General features: G+C 46.8%; 17 protein-coding genes. 5 read left to right on the top strand and 12 right to left on the bottom strand.

Annotated elements, in window-relative coordinates; genetic code table 11:
* Nucleotides 1–36: 36 nt before the first annotated feature.
* Nucleotides 37–549, bottom strand: a complete 513-nt coding sequence (locus ACY652_RS13255) for a YdeI/OmpD-associated family protein (protein WP_462264859.1) — start codon at nt 547–549, stop codon at nt 37–39.
* 170 nt (nt 550–719) lie between these two features.
* Here ACY652_RS13255 and ACY652_RS13250 point away from each other — a divergent pair, with 170 nt between their 5' ends.
* Nucleotides 720–1,145 (top strand): nuclear transport factor 2 family protein, encoded by a 426-nt coding sequence (locus tag ACY652_RS13250; protein WP_462264858.1) that lies wholly within the window; start codon nt 720–722, stop codon nt 1,143–1,145.
* A gap of 54 nt (nt 1,146–1,199) precedes the next feature.
* Here the strand turns inward: ACY652_RS13250 and ACY652_RS13245 are convergent, their stop codons facing one another.
* The 4 genes from ACY652_RS13245 to ACY652_RS13230 all read right to left on the bottom strand — a co-directional run bounded on the left by ACY652_RS13245 (nt 1,200) and on the right by ACY652_RS13230 (nt 2,818).
* Entirely contained in the window at nt 1,200–1,862 is a 663-nt protein-coding gene (locus ACY652_RS13245) for a GDSL-type esterase/lipase family protein (protein ID WP_462264857.1), read from the bottom strand.
* Nucleotides 1,859–2,161 carry a hypothetical protein gene (locus ACY652_RS13240; RefSeq protein ID WP_462264856.1) on the bottom strand — a complete coding sequence of 101 codons (303 nt, stop codon included), beginning with the start codon at nt 2,159–2,161 and terminating at the stop codon, nt 1,859–1,861. Before ACY652_RS13240 ends, ACY652_RS13245 begins: the two co-directional genes overlap by 4 nt.
* Nucleotides 2,100–2,354 carry a hypothetical protein gene (locus ACY652_RS13235; RefSeq protein ID WP_462264855.1) on the bottom strand — a complete coding sequence of 85 codons (255 nt, stop codon included), beginning with the start codon at nt 2,352–2,354 and terminating at the stop codon, nt 2,100–2,102. The genes ACY652_RS13240 and ACY652_RS13235 overlap by 62 nt, the downstream gene beginning before the upstream one ends.
* A gap of 131 nt (nt 2,355–2,485) precedes the next feature.
* Nucleotides 2,486–2,818 carry a hypothetical protein gene (locus ACY652_RS13230; RefSeq protein WP_462264854.1) on the bottom strand — a complete coding sequence of 111 codons (333 nt, stop codon included), beginning with the start codon at nt 2,816–2,818 and terminating at the stop codon, nt 2,486–2,488.
* Between the two features lie 281 nt (nt 2,819–3,099).
* Between ACY652_RS13230 and ACY652_RS13225 the strand changes: the two genes are divergently transcribed.
* Nucleotides 3,100–3,768, top strand: coding sequence for a hypothetical protein (locus ACY652_RS13225; RefSeq protein WP_462264853.1), 669 nt, complete (start codon nt 3,100–3,102; stop codon nt 3,766–3,768).
* 3 nt (nt 3,769–3,771) lie between these two features.
* Here the strand turns inward: ACY652_RS13225 and ACY652_RS13220 are convergent, their stop codons facing one another.
* A complete protein-coding gene (locus tag ACY652_RS13220; RefSeq protein ID WP_462264852.1) occupies nt 3,772–4,467 on the bottom strand; it encodes a class I SAM-dependent methyltransferase in 696 nt (231 codons plus the stop codon).
* A gap of 322 nt (nt 4,468–4,789) precedes the next feature.
* On the opposite strand from ACY652_RS13220, the gene fabG reads away from it, so the two are divergent.
* The 3 genes from fabG (at nt 4,790) to ACY652_RS13205 (ending at nt 8,261) form a co-directional block, all read left to right on the top strand.
* Entirely contained in the window at nt 4,790–5,533 is a 744-nt protein-coding gene (gene fabG / locus ACY652_RS13215) for a 3-oxoacyl-[acyl-carrier-protein] reductase (RefSeq protein ID WP_462264851.1), read from the top strand.
* Between the two features lie 333 nt (nt 5,534–5,866).
* A complete protein-coding gene (locus ACY652_RS13210; protein ID WP_462264850.1) occupies nt 5,867–6,112 on the top strand; it encodes a DUF3253 domain-containing protein in 246 nt (81 codons plus the stop codon).
* Between the two features lie 58 nt (nt 6,113–6,170).
* Nucleotides 6,171–8,261: a vWA domain-containing protein gene (locus tag ACY652_RS13205; protein ID WP_462264849.1), complete on the top strand. Its 2,091-nt coding sequence runs from the start codon at nt 6,171–6,173 to the stop codon at nt 8,259–8,261.
* A gap of 28 nt (nt 8,262–8,289) precedes the next feature.
* Here ACY652_RS13205 and ACY652_RS13200 read toward each other — a convergent pair whose 3' ends face one another.
* From ACY652_RS13200 to ACY652_RS13175, 6 genes are all read right to left on the bottom strand, one after another.
* Nucleotides 8,290–9,645, bottom strand: a complete 1,356-nt coding sequence (locus tag ACY652_RS13200; protein ID WP_462264848.1) for a lipopolysaccharide biosynthesis protein — start codon at nt 9,643–9,645, stop codon at nt 8,290–8,292.
* A 125-nt stretch (nt 9,646–9,770) separates the two neighbouring features.
* A complete protein-coding gene (locus tag ACY652_RS13195) occupies nt 9,771–10,997 on the bottom strand; it encodes a glycosyltransferase (protein ID WP_462264847.1) in 1,227 nt (408 codons plus the stop codon).
* The gene (locus ACY652_RS13190) at nt 10,994–12,481 is read right to left on the bottom strand and encodes an O-antigen ligase family protein (RefSeq protein ID WP_462264846.1); all 1,488 of its coding nucleotides are present in this window, start codon (nt 12,479–12,481) and stop codon (nt 10,994–10,996) included. The genes ACY652_RS13195 and ACY652_RS13190 overlap by 4 nt, the downstream gene beginning before the upstream one ends.
* Nucleotides 12,482–12,484: 3 nt before the next feature.
* Nucleotides 12,485–12,634, bottom strand: a complete 150-nt coding sequence (locus tag ACY652_RS13185) for a hypothetical protein (RefSeq protein ID WP_462264845.1) — start codon at nt 12,632–12,634, stop codon at nt 12,485–12,487.
* On the bottom strand, nt 12,631–13,830 hold the full coding sequence (locus ACY652_RS13180) for a glycosyltransferase (RefSeq protein ID WP_462264844.1): 1,200 nt from the start codon (nt 13,828–13,830) through the stop codon (nt 12,631–12,633). The genes ACY652_RS13185 and ACY652_RS13180 overlap by 4 nt, the downstream gene beginning before the upstream one ends.
* A 24-nt stretch (nt 13,831–13,854) precedes the next feature.
* Nucleotides 13,855–16,038 carry an exopolysaccharide transport family protein gene (locus tag ACY652_RS13175; protein WP_462264843.1) on the bottom strand — a complete coding sequence of 728 codons (2,184 nt, stop codon included), beginning with the start codon at nt 16,036–16,038 and terminating at the stop codon, nt 13,855–13,857.
* Nucleotide 16,039: the final 1 nt, after the last annotated feature.

Genomic DNA, 16,039 nt, shown 5'->3' with positions numbered 1-16,039 from the left:
CAGCTAAATTTAAGCTGTAAACCGCCAAATATACAGTTAAAATTCAGGCTTTTTAAGCGAGCGTATCATCTGTGCATAATCCATTTTGCGGCTCAGTGCATTCAGCGTATGCACTATACGGCTGGCCCGCGTGGGCGCGGTTTTGGCACCGTCTATCCACTTGATAAAGTAGCCCCGGTGCGCCTCGGCCAAACTGCCGAAGTAAGCCTGCGCCCCCGGCTCGTCGGCAAAGCATTCCAGCAATTCGGCAGGCACAATAAATTTAAAGGTGTCGTTCACTTCCAGTTGCACCTTCAGCATGGCACCGGGCCGCCTGCCCATCGCCTTCATCAAACCGGCGTTTAAGGACAGTATAAAATTGCCTTCGCCCATCGGCACCAGCGCCAGCCCGTCAATGGAATGGTTGTCCAGCTTCCCCTTTACCCGGAAAGATTTTTTGTTGCCGGGTTTCAATTGCTGGGCCAGGTCGGCAGGTACATCAATATACGTCCAGCCGGTTTTTTCGCCCTGCTCACCAAACTTTAAAATGATGGCTGTAAACTCAATCACTGATATAAATACTTAATTGTCAGATATTTAATTAAAATTTATTGCAAAAAATCTGTTAAGATATGTTAAATCATAAATAAAAACAAATTTCTTGTAACGTTTCGTATCAGGGCAGTGTCTTATGGGTATAAATAACAAAAACATATTTAACCACCTTAACTAACAATAAGATGAAAACCTTAAAAGTATTTTTAACCGCCTTAGTTTTATTCACCACTTTCGCCGCTGCCAAAGCCGACAATACCACCGTACTCCCGTTGAATGATTACGCTATCTACACTTATGTAGATGCCATGTGCCACGGCAACCTTAAAGGCATTGAGGATGTGCTGGATAACAATGTACAATTCAGCATGGTGCACGGCAACCAGGTGATCACCTCTGATAAAAGCTCCATCATGGCTTTCCTGAAGGAGAACAAGAACATTCAGCAGCAATGCACCGTAACTACCTCAGTGGTAGAAAGCAGCGACGATATAACCGTGGTAAAAGTGAACATGAAGTACGCCGACTTTACCCGCACCAACTATGTAACCCTGGCCAACACCACTGCCGGCTGGAAGATTACCAACGTACACTCTGTTTTTAAATCATAGTGTTTTATTTTGTTTGATGTAAAAAGGCCGCTCGTGCGGCCTTTTTGCGTTGTATTATTTTTTCACATCCTTTTTAAGCACCCGCTCCCACCTGTCATACCCTTTGTGGTTAAGGTGCAGGTAATCAGATTCGAACAGGGAAGAATCCGGGATGGAAGTCTTTTTATTGAGCAGCGTAGTATTTACATCCATATAATGGCTGCGCGGCCTGCCGGTGAGGTAACCGCGGATCAGGTTATCGGCCAGCAAAACCTCAGTATAATTTTTTGCACGTACCGGGCTTTGCTTTATTGACATGAAGTAGATTTCGGTTTGCGGCAAATGCTGCCGTATCATGGCCCACAACTTTTTAAAATCGGCGGTTACCTGCAGGGCGGTGCAGCCGCCGGCAATATCATTTTCGCCTGCATATAAAAACAGTTTGGCCGGCTTGTACGGGTAGGCCACATAAGGCATATAATATTTCACCCACTGCCACAGCTCGGAGCCGCCTACGCCGCGCATAATTACCGGCGCCCCGGCAAACCGCTCCGGCGCATCCGTCCACTTGCGGATGGAGGAACTGCCGATAAACAGGATGCCGCCGGGGGCAGGCTTATGCAAACTGTCCTGGTGCTGGTAAGCACGGATCTCATCGTCAAACGGGAAGCCTTTTTGGGCAGATGCGGCGCTGAACCAAAGCAGGCCGGCCATCAGCATAGCAAATTTCGCTTTCATAATTTCGGTATCAAACGGTCTTCAAAAAACAAAAATGGTAAAAAACTTTCAATGCCTGCGGCCACCCACACCGGGCCACCCTGGCAATGCAGGATGATGCGAACAGGCTGCTGCTGCTGCTTTTCATATTCGGCCAGTACCTGCAGGCAGGAGCCGCATGGAGTAACCGGCTGTGTAATGGCAAATGAGTTTGTATGGGCGGTTACAGCCATAGTATCAATAGGATCATCGGGATAATTAGCGCCCCAATAAAACAGCGCCACGCGCTCGGCACACAGCCCGGAGGGATAGGCTTGCATTCTCTTGATTACTGCCCGACACCACACGGCCGCTTTGCAACTGCAGGGCCGCCCCTACCTTAAAATTAGAGTAGGGCGAATGGGAGTTGCCCAGCGCCTTTTCCGCTTCAAGGCAGATGCGCCGGTCGGCGGGGCGGAGTTCATCTATTGAAGCATATTCCTCAAAAGCTATCTTGATTTCGTGTTTGATCATTTTGCAGCGCCTTCATCAAAAGAAGGGCGAACAAGATAAGCAATTTCGGGCAATGCGTAAAGAAGCCACTCATGATAGCAATCGCCCCTTAGTGAGATAGCCCTGATTCAGATACAATTCCGCCAGAGAAATTACCCCTTAATATACACTTCGCCTTTGTAGGGATGAATGGTAGAATAAAACGTATAACCGGCCACATGCAGCAGGTAATAGGTCATGATATCGCACCAGCAAAACTCATCATGAAACATGGGCACTTTAGGGAAGTGGCCCTCCTGTTTGCTTTCTTCCTTGTTGTATTTGTATTCGCCCTCATGGTCGGTTATCCACTGTTTAAACAGGTCCATTTCGGCAGGTTCCGAGAAAACGATCTTAAAATGCGTGTCTTCTGTTACAGATTTCAGGTCATCATTCATGTAATGATGAAATTTATGGCGATGGCGGATAATTTTTGCAGTAAACATAGCTTTGAGTGTACGATAGACATATCCGTAACAAAAAAACGGTGGTGGCGTTTGAAATAAAGCAGCAAACTATTAAACTATTTGTATTTATATTTGACTATGAGCAAAGTGAAGGGACTACATCAGGATAATTACACATCTCCAAGCTTGCCATTAACGTTACCACAGGTCAAGGAGATGATTATAAAAGCTGAAGAAGGCAGGTTTATCTATATCCATGATTTGAAAGATAGAATTACTTCTTGGAAGGGAAAATTTAAAAGCATTTAGTTTAAATAACAATGGGCCTCGTTTTAATTATTGCTGCCGCGCTTTTTACATATCCCATCTTAGCTTTATTCTTTATCCGGTTAACCAAAAACCATAAAAAGCTACGCAAAACATGGATAATAGTATTATTCATTTTGAGTGCTATCATTCTATTTTGCATATCAGTCAAAATTTCAACAGTTTCAGAAAACTTTAATTTTTTTCTCTGTACAATTATATACCTCACTATTTCTGTCATTCTTTTTTGGGCCTACACTGTTAAAAATATTATCCTTAAAATCACTGCGGCTTTAACAATGCTCATGGTCTTCGGAATAGGTTATTTATCATCAACCATAGGTTTATTAGGATTAGGTTTTATCATTGCTGACTTAGATGCAGACCGTACGATTCAAATTTCTGATGATATAATTTTCAGACAATATAATTTGGGTAATGCACTTTCTGATAACCGTGATGCCCGGGTTTCAGTATACAAGCTATATAAGTGGCTGCCTGGAATTCAAAGAAATATTTTCAGTCGTCAATATCAGGTATGGAATGCAAGAAGGTACACTCCATCCATAAAAGGTTCTCAAAACAAATTGGATACTTACGATTTCCAAATCAAATACAATGCATTAAAGCATGAGCTTCTCATTTCAGACCACACCAACACCAACGTACTGAAGTTACCCTGAAATCTACTTCCGCCCGCTTACCACGGCCCACATGATATTTTTCCAAATCACATCCACCTCCTTAAACCCTGCGGCTTCCAGTTGTTGCAGGTGCCAGTATACCGGGGCATGGTAATCATGCGCTTCCTGGTGTGCCATCCAGAGTTGCCAGTCGGCCTCAGTTGAACCTAATTTACAGGCCTCCTGCTGCCAGCGGGCAATGTGTTTCTGGTAAATTTCTCCGGTAGCGCCTCGGGTCTGGTCGGCAAAGGTGAATACGCCGCCCGGTTTTAGTAAGTCATACACCTGCCGGTATACATCCGCCTTCTTTGCATCGGGCACATGGTGGATGGCAATGCTGGAGATTACCAGGTCAAAGCTTTCGGGCGCAAACTGCAATTGGCTAAAATCCTGCTGGTAGTACTGCAAATTGGGGTGGGCGGCAAAGCGTTGTTTGCACCCGGCTAAAATATCAGCCGATAAATCCAGCGCGTGTATCCTGGCCTCCGGGAAGTGTTGCAGCGCCGCAGCCGTTAAGTTGCCAGTACCGCAACCCAGATCTAATAGCTGCTTGGGCTGCAAATTATCGGGCAGGTAATAAAAAAGGTTATCAAACATTTCCTGGTAACGCGGTACACAGCGGCTGATCAGGTCGGTGTAACGGCCGCTCAGTTCATCGTAAAAGTTTTCTACCGTTTGGGGCATTAGGCATTGGTTCATTTGTCATTGGTCATTGGTTCATTTGTCATTGGGCATTTGTCCATTGAGCAGGAGTTTTTGGGGCTTAAAGTAAAATTTTTATTGCCGGTAGCTTTGTGCATCTGTAATGTATTAATAAATATTAAGACAACGCCAAATTTACCAATGACTAATGACCCAATAACTAATGCCTAATGCCCAATGCCCAATGAACCAATGAACAATGACCAATGAACTAATGCCCAATGAACTAATGCCCAATGAACTAATGCCCAATGAACTAATGCCCAATGAACAAAAAATTCCTATCTTCACGCCGCTAAAATAAAGCCCGAGGAACGGAATGAAACTGTTAGAAGGAAAAACGGCACTGATTACCGGTGCATCAAAAGGAATAGGCCGCACCATAGCGGCAAAGTTTGTTGAACATGGCGCCAATGTAGCTTTCACTTACCTGTCATCGGTAGAAAAAGGCCAGGCGCTGGAGCAGGAATTACAGGCCGATGGCCTTAAGGTAAAGGGTTACCGCTCTGATGCCTCGAAGTTTAACGAAGCCGACCAACTGATTACCGATATTATGGCTGATTTCGGCACACTGGACATTGTGGTGAACAATGCCGGCATCACCAAAGATGGTCTACTTATCCGCATGACGGAGGAAAACTGGGACGATGTGCTGGAAGTGAACCTGAAATCGGTATTCAACATTACCAAGGCGGCTTCCAAGCCGATGATGAAGGCCCGCGCAGGGGTGTTTATCAACATGAGTTCGGTAGTGGGCGTAAAGGGCAATCCCGGCCAGGCCAACTATGCCGCCTCTAAGGCGGGTATCATCGGCTTTACCAAATCCATTGCCAAAGAGTTGGGCTCGCGTAATATCCGCGCCAACGTGGTTGCCCCCGGCTTTATTAAAACCGAAATGACCGAGGTGCTTGACCCTAAAGTAGTAGAGGGCTGGACGCAGGACATCCCGCTGAAACGTGCCGGCGAAACTGAAGACGTAGCCAATGCCTGCATCTTCCTGGCCTCTGATATGGCTACTTACATTACCGGGCAGGTCATCCCGGTAGATGGCGGTATGCTGTAAAAGCTGCTGACTTAGTAAAATTTGTACTAACTTATAACTCAAATGTACAAGACGTCATTGCAAGGAAGCCCCACCCAACCCTCCCCGGTAGGGAGGGCTACAAAATAAGCAAATCGAAAGTCTCCCCTGCCGGGGGAGATTTAGAGGGGGCCTATGCTTCGTTCCTCGCAACGACGCGCTTTTTTACTCGTTTTAAACAGCCTCTCTATACAACACTTCTACCTGTATATTGCATAGAAATGGCGCCCGTACCTCGCAATGACGCTGCTTCTTGCCTTATAATGAGTAAAGTCATTTTTACAAAAACCAGAATGGTTTTTTTGCGATTTAACGATGCATGATTCAACTATTGAACAAAGCATACTGCAAATGGCGGCCAGCCGGGGCGCGGATAAAACCATTTGCCCGTCTGAAGTAGCCCGGGCGCTTTTTCCGGCCGACTGGCGCAACCACATGGAAGAGGTGCGGCAATCGGCTTTTCAATTACAGCAGGAGGGCAAAGTATCAGTTACCCAAAAAGGACAGCCGGTGCACAGCCATGAAGTAAAGGGGCCCATCCGTATAAAAATCAGCAGATAATCTAAAAGGCGTAATCCCCTTTACTTTCGGCTAAAAACAGCATATTTGATATACAGATATGCTGTTTCTATTTTCAATAACCTGGGGGGCGGCTTCGGGGTGGTGGTCGCTCTTGTGTGTACTGGCCGGTGCGCTGTATGCCTGGCTGCTGTACCGTAACCCTTTACAACTGAGCCGCCCGTACCGCACCGCGCTTGCTATGGCACGGGCAGTAACCGTAAGCCTGATCGGCTTGCTTTTGGTAGGGCCGATGGTAAAAACTACGGCTTACCGGCCGCAAAAGCCGCTTATCTTAATAGCGCAGGATAATTCGGCCTCCATTCACCTGTTTCACACGCCGGGCTTTAATCCGCAACAATTAACCGGTGCGCTGGCCGGCCTGCAGCAGCAGTTAGGCAATGATTATGAGGTGCATAACTTTCATTTTAACCAGCAGCTCCATCCTGATATTTCTGCTGCCTTTAACGGCAAACAAACCAACATCAGCGCAGCTCTGCAGCAATTGAACGAGCGGTATGTGAACCAGAACGTTGGAGCAGTGATACTGGCTACCGACGGGCTGTATACCATAGGGGCCGACCCTGAAGCTGCCGCACAGCAGTTAAAAACCGCCGTATATACCATTGCAATGGGCGATACCACGTTGCGGCGCGATGCCCGCATCAATAACGTCAACTACAACAAAACGGCTTTATCGGGTAACGATTTTATAATGGAGGTACTCACTGAAGCCGACCAGTGCCGGGGGCAAACCCTGCGGCTAACGGTAGCAGAAGACGGCCGCGCTGTGCAAACGCAAAACCTGCCTGTTACTGCTGATAGTTACCATAAAACAGTTGCCATAAAATTACATGCCGGCCGCAAAGGCCTGCACCGCTTCACCATCAGCCTTTCGCCGCTGGTTAATGAGGCTACGTACGCCAACAATACACAAACCGTGTACATAGAGGTGCTGGATGCCCGGCAAAAAGTGTTACTGGTATATGCCAGCCCCCACCCCGATGTAAGCGTAATTAAGCAGGCCATTGAGCAAAACAAAAATTATGAAGTAAAAGCGGTATCAGCCGCCCAGCTGAACACGGTTAAACCGGCAGATTACAATCTGGTCATATTGCACCAAACAACGCTGATCGATAATGCTGTTTTAAAAAACACTTTTGGCAGCAGCAGCACCCCCATCTGGTATGTGCTGGGTGCGCAGGGTAACCTGGCGGCATTTAACAGCGAGCAGCAGGTATTGCAGATTAACAGCGCCCGGCAAGACTGGCAGGAAGTTTTTGCCGCCGCCGTGCCTGATTTCACTGCATTTACCGTAACAGATTCTACCCTAAAAAAGGTTACTGCGTTGCCGCCTTTACTGGCGCCATTTGGTAATTATAGTGCAACAGCTAACGCGCAGGTATTACTGAAACAGAAAATCGGCAATGTAGCTTCTCCTTACCCCTTGCTGTTGTTCGGCAAGGCAGGCAGCCGCCCCGTTGCAGTACTTACCGGCGAGGGCCTGTGGCGATGGCAGTTGAGCGAATATGCCACATATGGCAATCACCATGCGATAGAAGAACTGATAGGCCAGAGTGTACAGTTCTTAACCGCCAATGCCAGCCGGCAGCGATTCCGGGTGTACCCGGCCAAGAATGTATTTAATGAGGGTGAGGAAATCAACCTTAATGCCGAACTGTATAATGAAGCCCTGGAACTGGTGAACACGCCGGAAGTAAGCTTAACACTGAAAAGCAATAGTGGCAAGCTATACAGTTACCAGTTCAGCCGCACAGACCAAAGTTATCAGCTTGGCATGGCTGCCTTACCGCCGGGCGAGTATACGTATATCAGTAACACGCGGCTGGGCAATACGCCGTTTACCGCCAGCGGCAGGTTTAGTGTGCAGCCCTTAAATGCAGAGAGCCTGCAGAGCGCGGCTAATCATGCGCTGCTAAAGCGTGTTGCCCGGCAATCGGGCGGCGTAATGCTGTTGCCTGGTCAGGTAAACCGGCTGGCCGCCCTGATTAAACAGAATGAGAACATTAAAACGATTGAATATGCCGATCAGCATTATGCGGAAGCCATAGAATTGAACTGGGTACTGGGCTTAATTTTGCTTTTGCTTTCAGTGGAGTGGATTTTGCGCAAACGCGAGGGCGAACTATAAGCCAATGGGATTACCGGCAGCTTGCTGCCTATACCACGCTTTCCTTTTTTCTCCGCAATAATCCAGATATCACCAAACGTGCTTCTTTGAGGCCCAGTTTGTAAATACTCAGGAACGAGAATTTGTAATACCGGTTCAGGGTAAAGTAACCCATTATTACCCCTACCAGCACTGGGAATATGGTGGCGAAGGCTACCCCGTATACGTTGTGGGTAATGTAGATGCCTATTAAATCTGTTACCACGTTGGCTACCAGCATGGCCAGTATTTTGTAGAGGTTGATGCGGGGTTTGTTAATGGCATCAATGGTTACCCCAAAAAAGCGGTCGGCAGGGTAAAGCAGTGCAAAGGTCATAAACAGGCGGAATACGTTGGCCGCCTCGGTATGCACATACTTGCCGCCGCCAATCAGCCGGATGCCGAAATCGGCCAAGCCCACAGCAACCAGCACCATCGGGATGAAGGCAACAGTAAGCAGTCCGATATACTTCTTCATGGTATAAATTACCTGCTTGCGGTCGCCCTGGTTGTAGGCTTCAGAAAGTGCCGGCATACCGGTAGCCACAAAGCTGCGCAGCGGTATTTCTACCACCTGCATCAGGCTCTGGCCCAAATTATAGATGGCAATTACCGCCGGCCCGGTTGCGCCTAATGCAAAGTTGATGATATACACATCAGAAACCTTAAACAAATTAGCGCTCAGCGTAGAGGTAACGCTGAACTTGCCGAAATCATAAATTTCCTTTGTTGCCTTTTTGCTTCGCTTCGCAAAGCTTTTTATCCCTGTCCAGCCCATAAAAAGACAATAAATGCCGGCAAACAGGTTGGAGCCTAAAAACGCATACATTAAGGTTGGCAGGCTTAAGCGGTGAAAAATAACCAGCAGAACGATTACCACCAGCATGGTACCCTGCGTAGCAATACGGATATACAAAATACGGTCGAACCGCTGGTTGCCCTGCTGTATACAGGCCGCCAGGAATGCAGGCAAGGTAATCAGGTAGGTAATGCCAAACCATTTTAGAAAAAAACTAATACTTACATCGTTAATCAGCTTCAGCAGAAACAGCATCGGGATATTAAGCAGCACAAACCCGATGGTAATTAAAGTGGCAATATACCAGGTAGACCCGGTTACTTCATCGGCGCGCTCTTTATCCGTACCGGCATAATACTTTATAAACGGAACAATTAAAAAGCCCGACCGGAAAGTATCTACCAATACAAACGAAGCCTGAAAGAATACATAGATGCCTACGGTAGCCAGCGGAAGCTGATGGCTGATGATGGCCATTGTAACCATGGCTACCACGGCCATAATACCATTACCGGCCAAGGATAAAAAGTGCTTGTTCTGTATAGCGGTAATGATTTTTGAGAACATAGAAAGCGCCCGGGAGCGGGTTATTGTATAGTTTTAATGATTTTAGATACTATGTTACTGTTATGTTACAAGTGCTACAACAACTATACGACAAAAATTGGACAATGTTAGCCTCACTTACAAATTTATGAGGCGGTTAACTGCGGTTTTACAGCGGCAATGGCTTCATAAATTGCCTTCACACTGTTTTCCCACGAATGGGTTTGGGCAAAGGCTATGCGCTGCTGCTGCAGTGCTGCACTGTCTTCCTGTAATGCCTGCCGTATCAAGCTTACGTAATCATCGCCGGTTACCGCTAAGTAAGTATGCTGCTCAAAAATGCGCATCCCCTCAGTGCGGGTAGCCACTACGGGTTTGCCCATAGCCAGGTATTCATCTATTTTGCGCGGGTAATTGCCGATGGTAACCTCATTAAGCGCCTGCGGATTTAAACATACATCAAAGCTGCTGATGTAAGCGGGCACTTCCACCCCGGCCTTTGCCCCTAAAAACTTGATGTTGTGGATATGGTGCAACTCGCTGGCCTTGAATGCCTCATCTTCGGGGCCAACCAGTACAATGGTCCACTCCGGTTGCCGGCGGGCAATATGGGCCAGCAACGCAATATCCAAACGTATGCTTTGCAGTGCGCCCACATAACCTATTAAAGGCCTATTCAATCCGGCCACATCTGCAGGCCGAGGCTGGGTTTGATCATAGCCGGTAAATATATCCAGATCGCAGCCCTGCCCCACGTAGTAAGAATGCGGGTTGTGCTTATGGCAGTAATCGGCTAAGTAAGTAGAGTTTGCTGTGCACACATCACTTTTGGCAATCAGCTGCGGCTCCAGCACCGTGCCGTGAAACTTCCAGTAATCCACCGTGAGCAGGTAATCGCGCGAGTAATACATACTTACTGCCGGTTTCAGCAGTTCGGGCAGGTAAAAACTCTTGAAGATATCGCTATCATTAAACAACACATAATCTTTAAAGCCAAGCGCCGTAATGGCTTTTTTTATAGAACCGGCAAAACGCCGGTTGTTCATCTTATTAAAAAAGTTGAACAGCGGGCGGTTATGCAGCCAATTAATAGATTCCAGCAGCGTATCGGGGTAATAAGTCCACAGGTTATCATGCACTTTTACTAAACCGTTCTGCCGGTGCTTAATCACTTCCTTACGAAATCTGATACGCTCCTCATGCCCGCGCTTGAATTGGGTGATGCGGTCGAGCGCTGAGTTAACATATAGTACCCGGTTGTACCGGCTGAATTCTTCGGCTATGTTTTTACAGTTACTGCCAATTTCCACATCCCAGGGCTGCTGGCCCACAATGATGATGTCCTTATTTTTAATAAGAGGTTCACTGCTCATAAAGAAGATGCCGGAAATGAAGCGGTTTTGGTGGAATGAACGTTGGCGCCGGCCAGCCGTTCGCGGTCGAGGCGGTAAGTGATATTGATAAGGGCCAGCAAAAGATAAAATATTACGTTAGACGGATATTGTACGATGGCCTCCTGCGGAAAGTTGCCGACGTTATACGCAAACACCATCAGCACTGCGGCCAGGCAATAACTCTTTAGCTCCGGATCTTTTATCTGGTAATAGTTGTTGATGCCCGTTTTGAGGGTAACAAACATCAGGGTGCAAAAGGCAATCAGCCCCAGCCAGCCCAGCTCTACCGCAACACGTATATAACCGCTATCGGGCGGAAAGTTTGCCAGAAACGAGCCCGGCGCAAAACGCTGCCCCCAAACACCGGTAGCACCCAAACCGCCGCCCATCGGGTGGGTAAGTATGTAGGGCTGTATACGCTTCTGGTTGCCCTTTCTTACCAGGTAAGATGCATCATTATTGGGTTTGAAGGTGCTTTGGAAACGTACAATGGTAGGGTTACCTGTAGGGATGAATATCAACACCATTAAAGCCAGTGCAAACGCAATGGCTGCAGCCAGTATGTACCTGTTAAACTTCATTACTGCAAACAGGAACATAGCTACCGGCAGCAGTATATTGGCGCCCCGCGTACCGGAATAAAGCATGCAATTTAAAAAAAACAGGGTTAAAAAACCCAGCAGTATCTTTTTCCAGCGGGCTATATTACCTGTAATTAAACTGATGCAAAGTATACTCGATATTACGGCATTATATGAATAGGCCACAGGATCTGAATAGATGGAGAATTTGCGCCAGTGCCCGCCGATAAACAACAGTTCGCGCAAAATAACTTTAGAATTAAGATAAGCTTCCTCGGCTGCCGAAAAGCCGAAATACTCCTGCTTAAAGGCATAAAGCGCCGCAAACGTACTAATGCACAACCATATTTTAATAATCAGCCTGATGTACTTAACGGTGCGTATCTGGTACATAAACACAAAATAGGTAAGCGCTATAATGGCCACAGAGCGTACCGTGTATACCCAGGCCAGCCTCGATTCGGCCACCGGGTTGCCTGCTTCGAGCAAATTATAGCCTATCCATATCAACAGCACTGTACTGATGGGGCTTTTGAGGATAGCCCAGTTGCGCTCATTGCGCTGCTTAATCAGCATACCTAAAATCAGCAGCGCCTGCAAGCCATCCAATGCTGTTCCCAGCGGGCCGGGCACCCCCAAACGGGCTATGTAAAACAGAAAATTGGCCGCTATAAAAAGTATAATCATGCCAAACTCAGGGTACACCACTATCGCATAAATGCAGGGCAAACCTATCAGCACAACTAAAAACAGTATGCCAAACAACATGCCCTCATAAGCTACCCCAGCTGCTATAAACAAAGCAACTATAGCTGTAAGCCATGCCACACCTGTTATGTTAAGCAGTTTACCGGTAATGAAAAATTTTCTTAGCGTTTGCACTGCTTATAAAAATAAAATTTTTATAATAAAAAAATAGGTGCTTATGGCTGCTACCGCAATGGCTACCTGCCGGGTAATCTTATCAATTTTGGCCTGCCTTACCGGATCGGCCTTATTGCCCCGCATGGCCTTTTCCGTAGGGTCAAATCTCATAGCTGGTTGCGGTTAAGTTTATTATTACTGCTGTTATAAGTATGTGTGGTAGCCACCGAATGCTGGTTGGCCCTGCGCACCTTTAACAGGGAAAGCACCTGGAAAAATATAAATTTTGGAATATTGATTAAGGATTGATAGATGCGCCTGTCGGTATCTGATTTGGCCAGGGCAATATAAAACCCAAGTGTAAATATGATAAAGCCCAACAGCCAGAGGCATACCGCTGTAAAGCTGATGAATACATTTACCAGCATACATACCACGGCCAGCAGCAGGAAGATAAAAAGCGGCGGCCGCAGTAAAATAAGCCCGAACAAAAACTGGTTGCGGTTAAAGCGGGTAAGGCCCTTAAAGAACAAGCCAAAGCCGTATTTAAAATACCTGAACCAGGTATTGATCCACCGCGAACGCTGCTTTACCAACTGGTCTGAATGGGTAGTTTTCTCGTCATAAACAATTGCTTTATCCGTAAAGGCAATGCGCTGGTTACGGTTTAAAATGGCCGACTGCAACACCTTATCAAACCCGGCGCCGGTTACATCCAGGTGCTCCAGGCTGTCGCGGTACAATTGTACAGTAAAGGCCATGCCCGAACCCGACAGCGTGGCCGACGAGCCTAAATTAAAAAGCAGTTTACCATCGTAGTAATGGTAATAAATATCCCTGGCCGCATCCAGGCAGGCGTAGGCGGTATTCAGGTTCTTCGCTTCGCGGATGCCTTGTACGGCAGTAAAGCCCAAATTAAAGCATACATTCAACTGGTTCAGGTAATCGGGTTTTACCAGGTTATCACTGTCAATTATGGTAAGGTATTGATGCGGGCGCCTGAACCGGTTAATGGCATAAAAATGAGAACGCGTATTACTGGATAAAGTAGTTTCGGGCCGTAAAACAACCACACGCTCATCCTCAAAATGCAGGCTGCTTACATCACAGTTATCGGCCACTATATAAATCAGGTAATTGCTGTAGTTAAGTTCCAGCAGCGAAGCTACCACATCGGGTATACCGCTCACCTGCTGGTAGGCGGTTACAATAATGGCATAGTCGGCTTCCTTAACTGCATTGTTATCTGTAGCCGGATAGGCTTTAGGCTTCTTTAATGTATACCATACAAAAAGCAAAAAGGGTAAAAATAAATTATACCCTATAATTGCCTGAAACAGTATCCATATTGTGTTAACTATTACCATTACACGCGGTTTAGATAAAACGCCTTATTCCTGCACATCTGTTACTACCTGGTCGGGCTCTACCTGGTTCATCATCCACCCGGCAAAACGCTTGTTTAACGCTTTCAGGTAGCCAAGATTGGGTTTCTGCCTGTCTGATAATTCATTACCGGCTTTAAATACCGTTAACACCTTGTCGGCAAACAGGGCCCATTCCTTTGATTTGTTAAGTGTGTTTAAGGCCGAAGCTTCAATGATGATTACATCAAATATTTCGCGCAGCCGGTTAAGCTTCTCCCTTATGCTTTTCTCATCACTTACTTCCAATATAGAAATATCACTGTTCCTGTTGCCAAAAATGGTGATTTTTGAAGGCGAGGTGAGGCTGGTTTCAGGGATAAGGCCTTTCAGGTAATCCTCCACAAACAGCTTGGAATTTACCATGCGTGTAATGCCGCTATTGGCAAAATTGCCATCAATCAGCAGCACACGTTTGTTAATCAGCGAATAGGCGTAAGCCAGGTTCATGGCTAAAAAAGTTTTGCCTTCGCCCTGCAACAGGCTGTTAATCACCATCACTTTTTTACCGGCCAGCACATTATCCATCTCAAACCTGATGGATTGCAGCAAATTACGAAACAACCTGGTTTCGCCCTCGCTGTGGCCGTCATTCCATACCTTGCGCAGGTCAACCGTATCACCGCTTAATTTGTACAAAAAGCCCAGCACCGGCACCTTGGTGCGGTTGGCCAGTTCGCGCGGACTGTGCACACTGCGATCCAGGAAGAAGATAATGAACAGGACAACCAAACAAAAGATAAAGCTGATGATACCGCTGATAATAACCAGCAGCATTTTCTTGGAAGGCTGCGCCTGCCCCGGCATACCGGTTTCAATCTGGCGTAACTGAATAGAAAAATCAGCCTCCATACGGCTTTGGTTATACCGCTGCAAAATATTCACATACTCATCACGTGCAAGTGCAATGGAGCTTTCGTATGCCTGTATTACCGCCTCGTTGGGTACCAGTACCGTAAGTTTGCGGTTGAGCTTATCCAACTCATTACCAATAGTGCCTATACTGTTCTTTGACAGGTCATATTGTATCTGCAGGTTTAACTTTTGCTGTATAAGGTTGGCTTTGGTATTCAGCGGGTTAACAATATATTTATCGCCGGCCTGGTTGATCTGATTACTGATGACCCGCGTCAGGGAGTCGATACGCGGACGATAACCTTCCTCAAAACCGCTTTCGATGTATTGCTGGTTTAAGTTTTCCAGCTGGCTGCGGCTGTTCAGTATCTGCTGATTGATACGCACCAGTGAAGCCTCCAGATAGCGGCGGTCGTTCGGCCTGAACTGCTTGTCGATATCGCGCATGGCAGCGTTATTAGAAACTTCCTCACGCCTGGCCTGAGCCAGCCTCGTTTCAAAATCGGCAATCTGCCCGTATAAGGTACGGGCTTCTTCTTCCAGGTTAAGCACCCGGTTTTTAATTTTATAATTTTTAAGTGCTTCAGTGCGGTGGTTCAGGGTATCAAGCCGGGTTTGCACCAGATCGCCTAAAAAGGTAACCGCTTTAACCTGGTTGTTCTTTACCAGTGAGGTATAATAGCTGATAAACTCGCTGGTAAGTGTATTTACAACCGCTGCCGACAACTGGGGGTTTTCTGAAGCATACTGGATATTTATAAAGTCGCTGGCATCGGCACGGTAAGCATTCAGCTTTTTCTTTAATGACTCTTCATCATACCCCATAGAGATCATTACCTTCTGCAATCCGTTTTCGTCGGTGCTGAACAGCGATAACGACTCCCGCTTATTGTGTTTGTCGGTATATACATCAACGGCGTGGTCGCGGGCATCCTCATTAAGCTGCATCAGCAGTTTACTGGGTTTGCGGTAAGGATGATCGCTTTTCAGATCGTGCAGCATCAGCTCATAGGATACCTGGTCAAGCATCTTTTTTGATTGCAGTATCTGTATCAGGTTACTGAACTCCTGCGTAACCTGCGAATCCTGAATGAGGTTGGCCGCCGCTTCGCCAACATTACTGCCGGATTGTGCCTGGGTTTGATCAATAATGCCGGTAGCAATCTGCGATTGCGAGGAATAAACGTCGGCCTGGTTACGCACCAGAAAAAAAGTAACAATAACCGCAATAACCGGAACAATTACAAGGGTGAGCCTGTACCTGTTTAGTAGTTTAAAAAAATTTCGCAGCTCCATG

The organism is Mucilaginibacter sp. (assembly GCF_965200995.1).
In the GTDB taxonomy this organism is placed as follows: domain Bacteria; phylum Bacteroidota; class Bacteroidia; order Sphingobacteriales; family Sphingobacteriaceae; genus Mucilaginibacter.
This window is presented reverse-complemented; position numbering and strand designations above follow the sequence as displayed.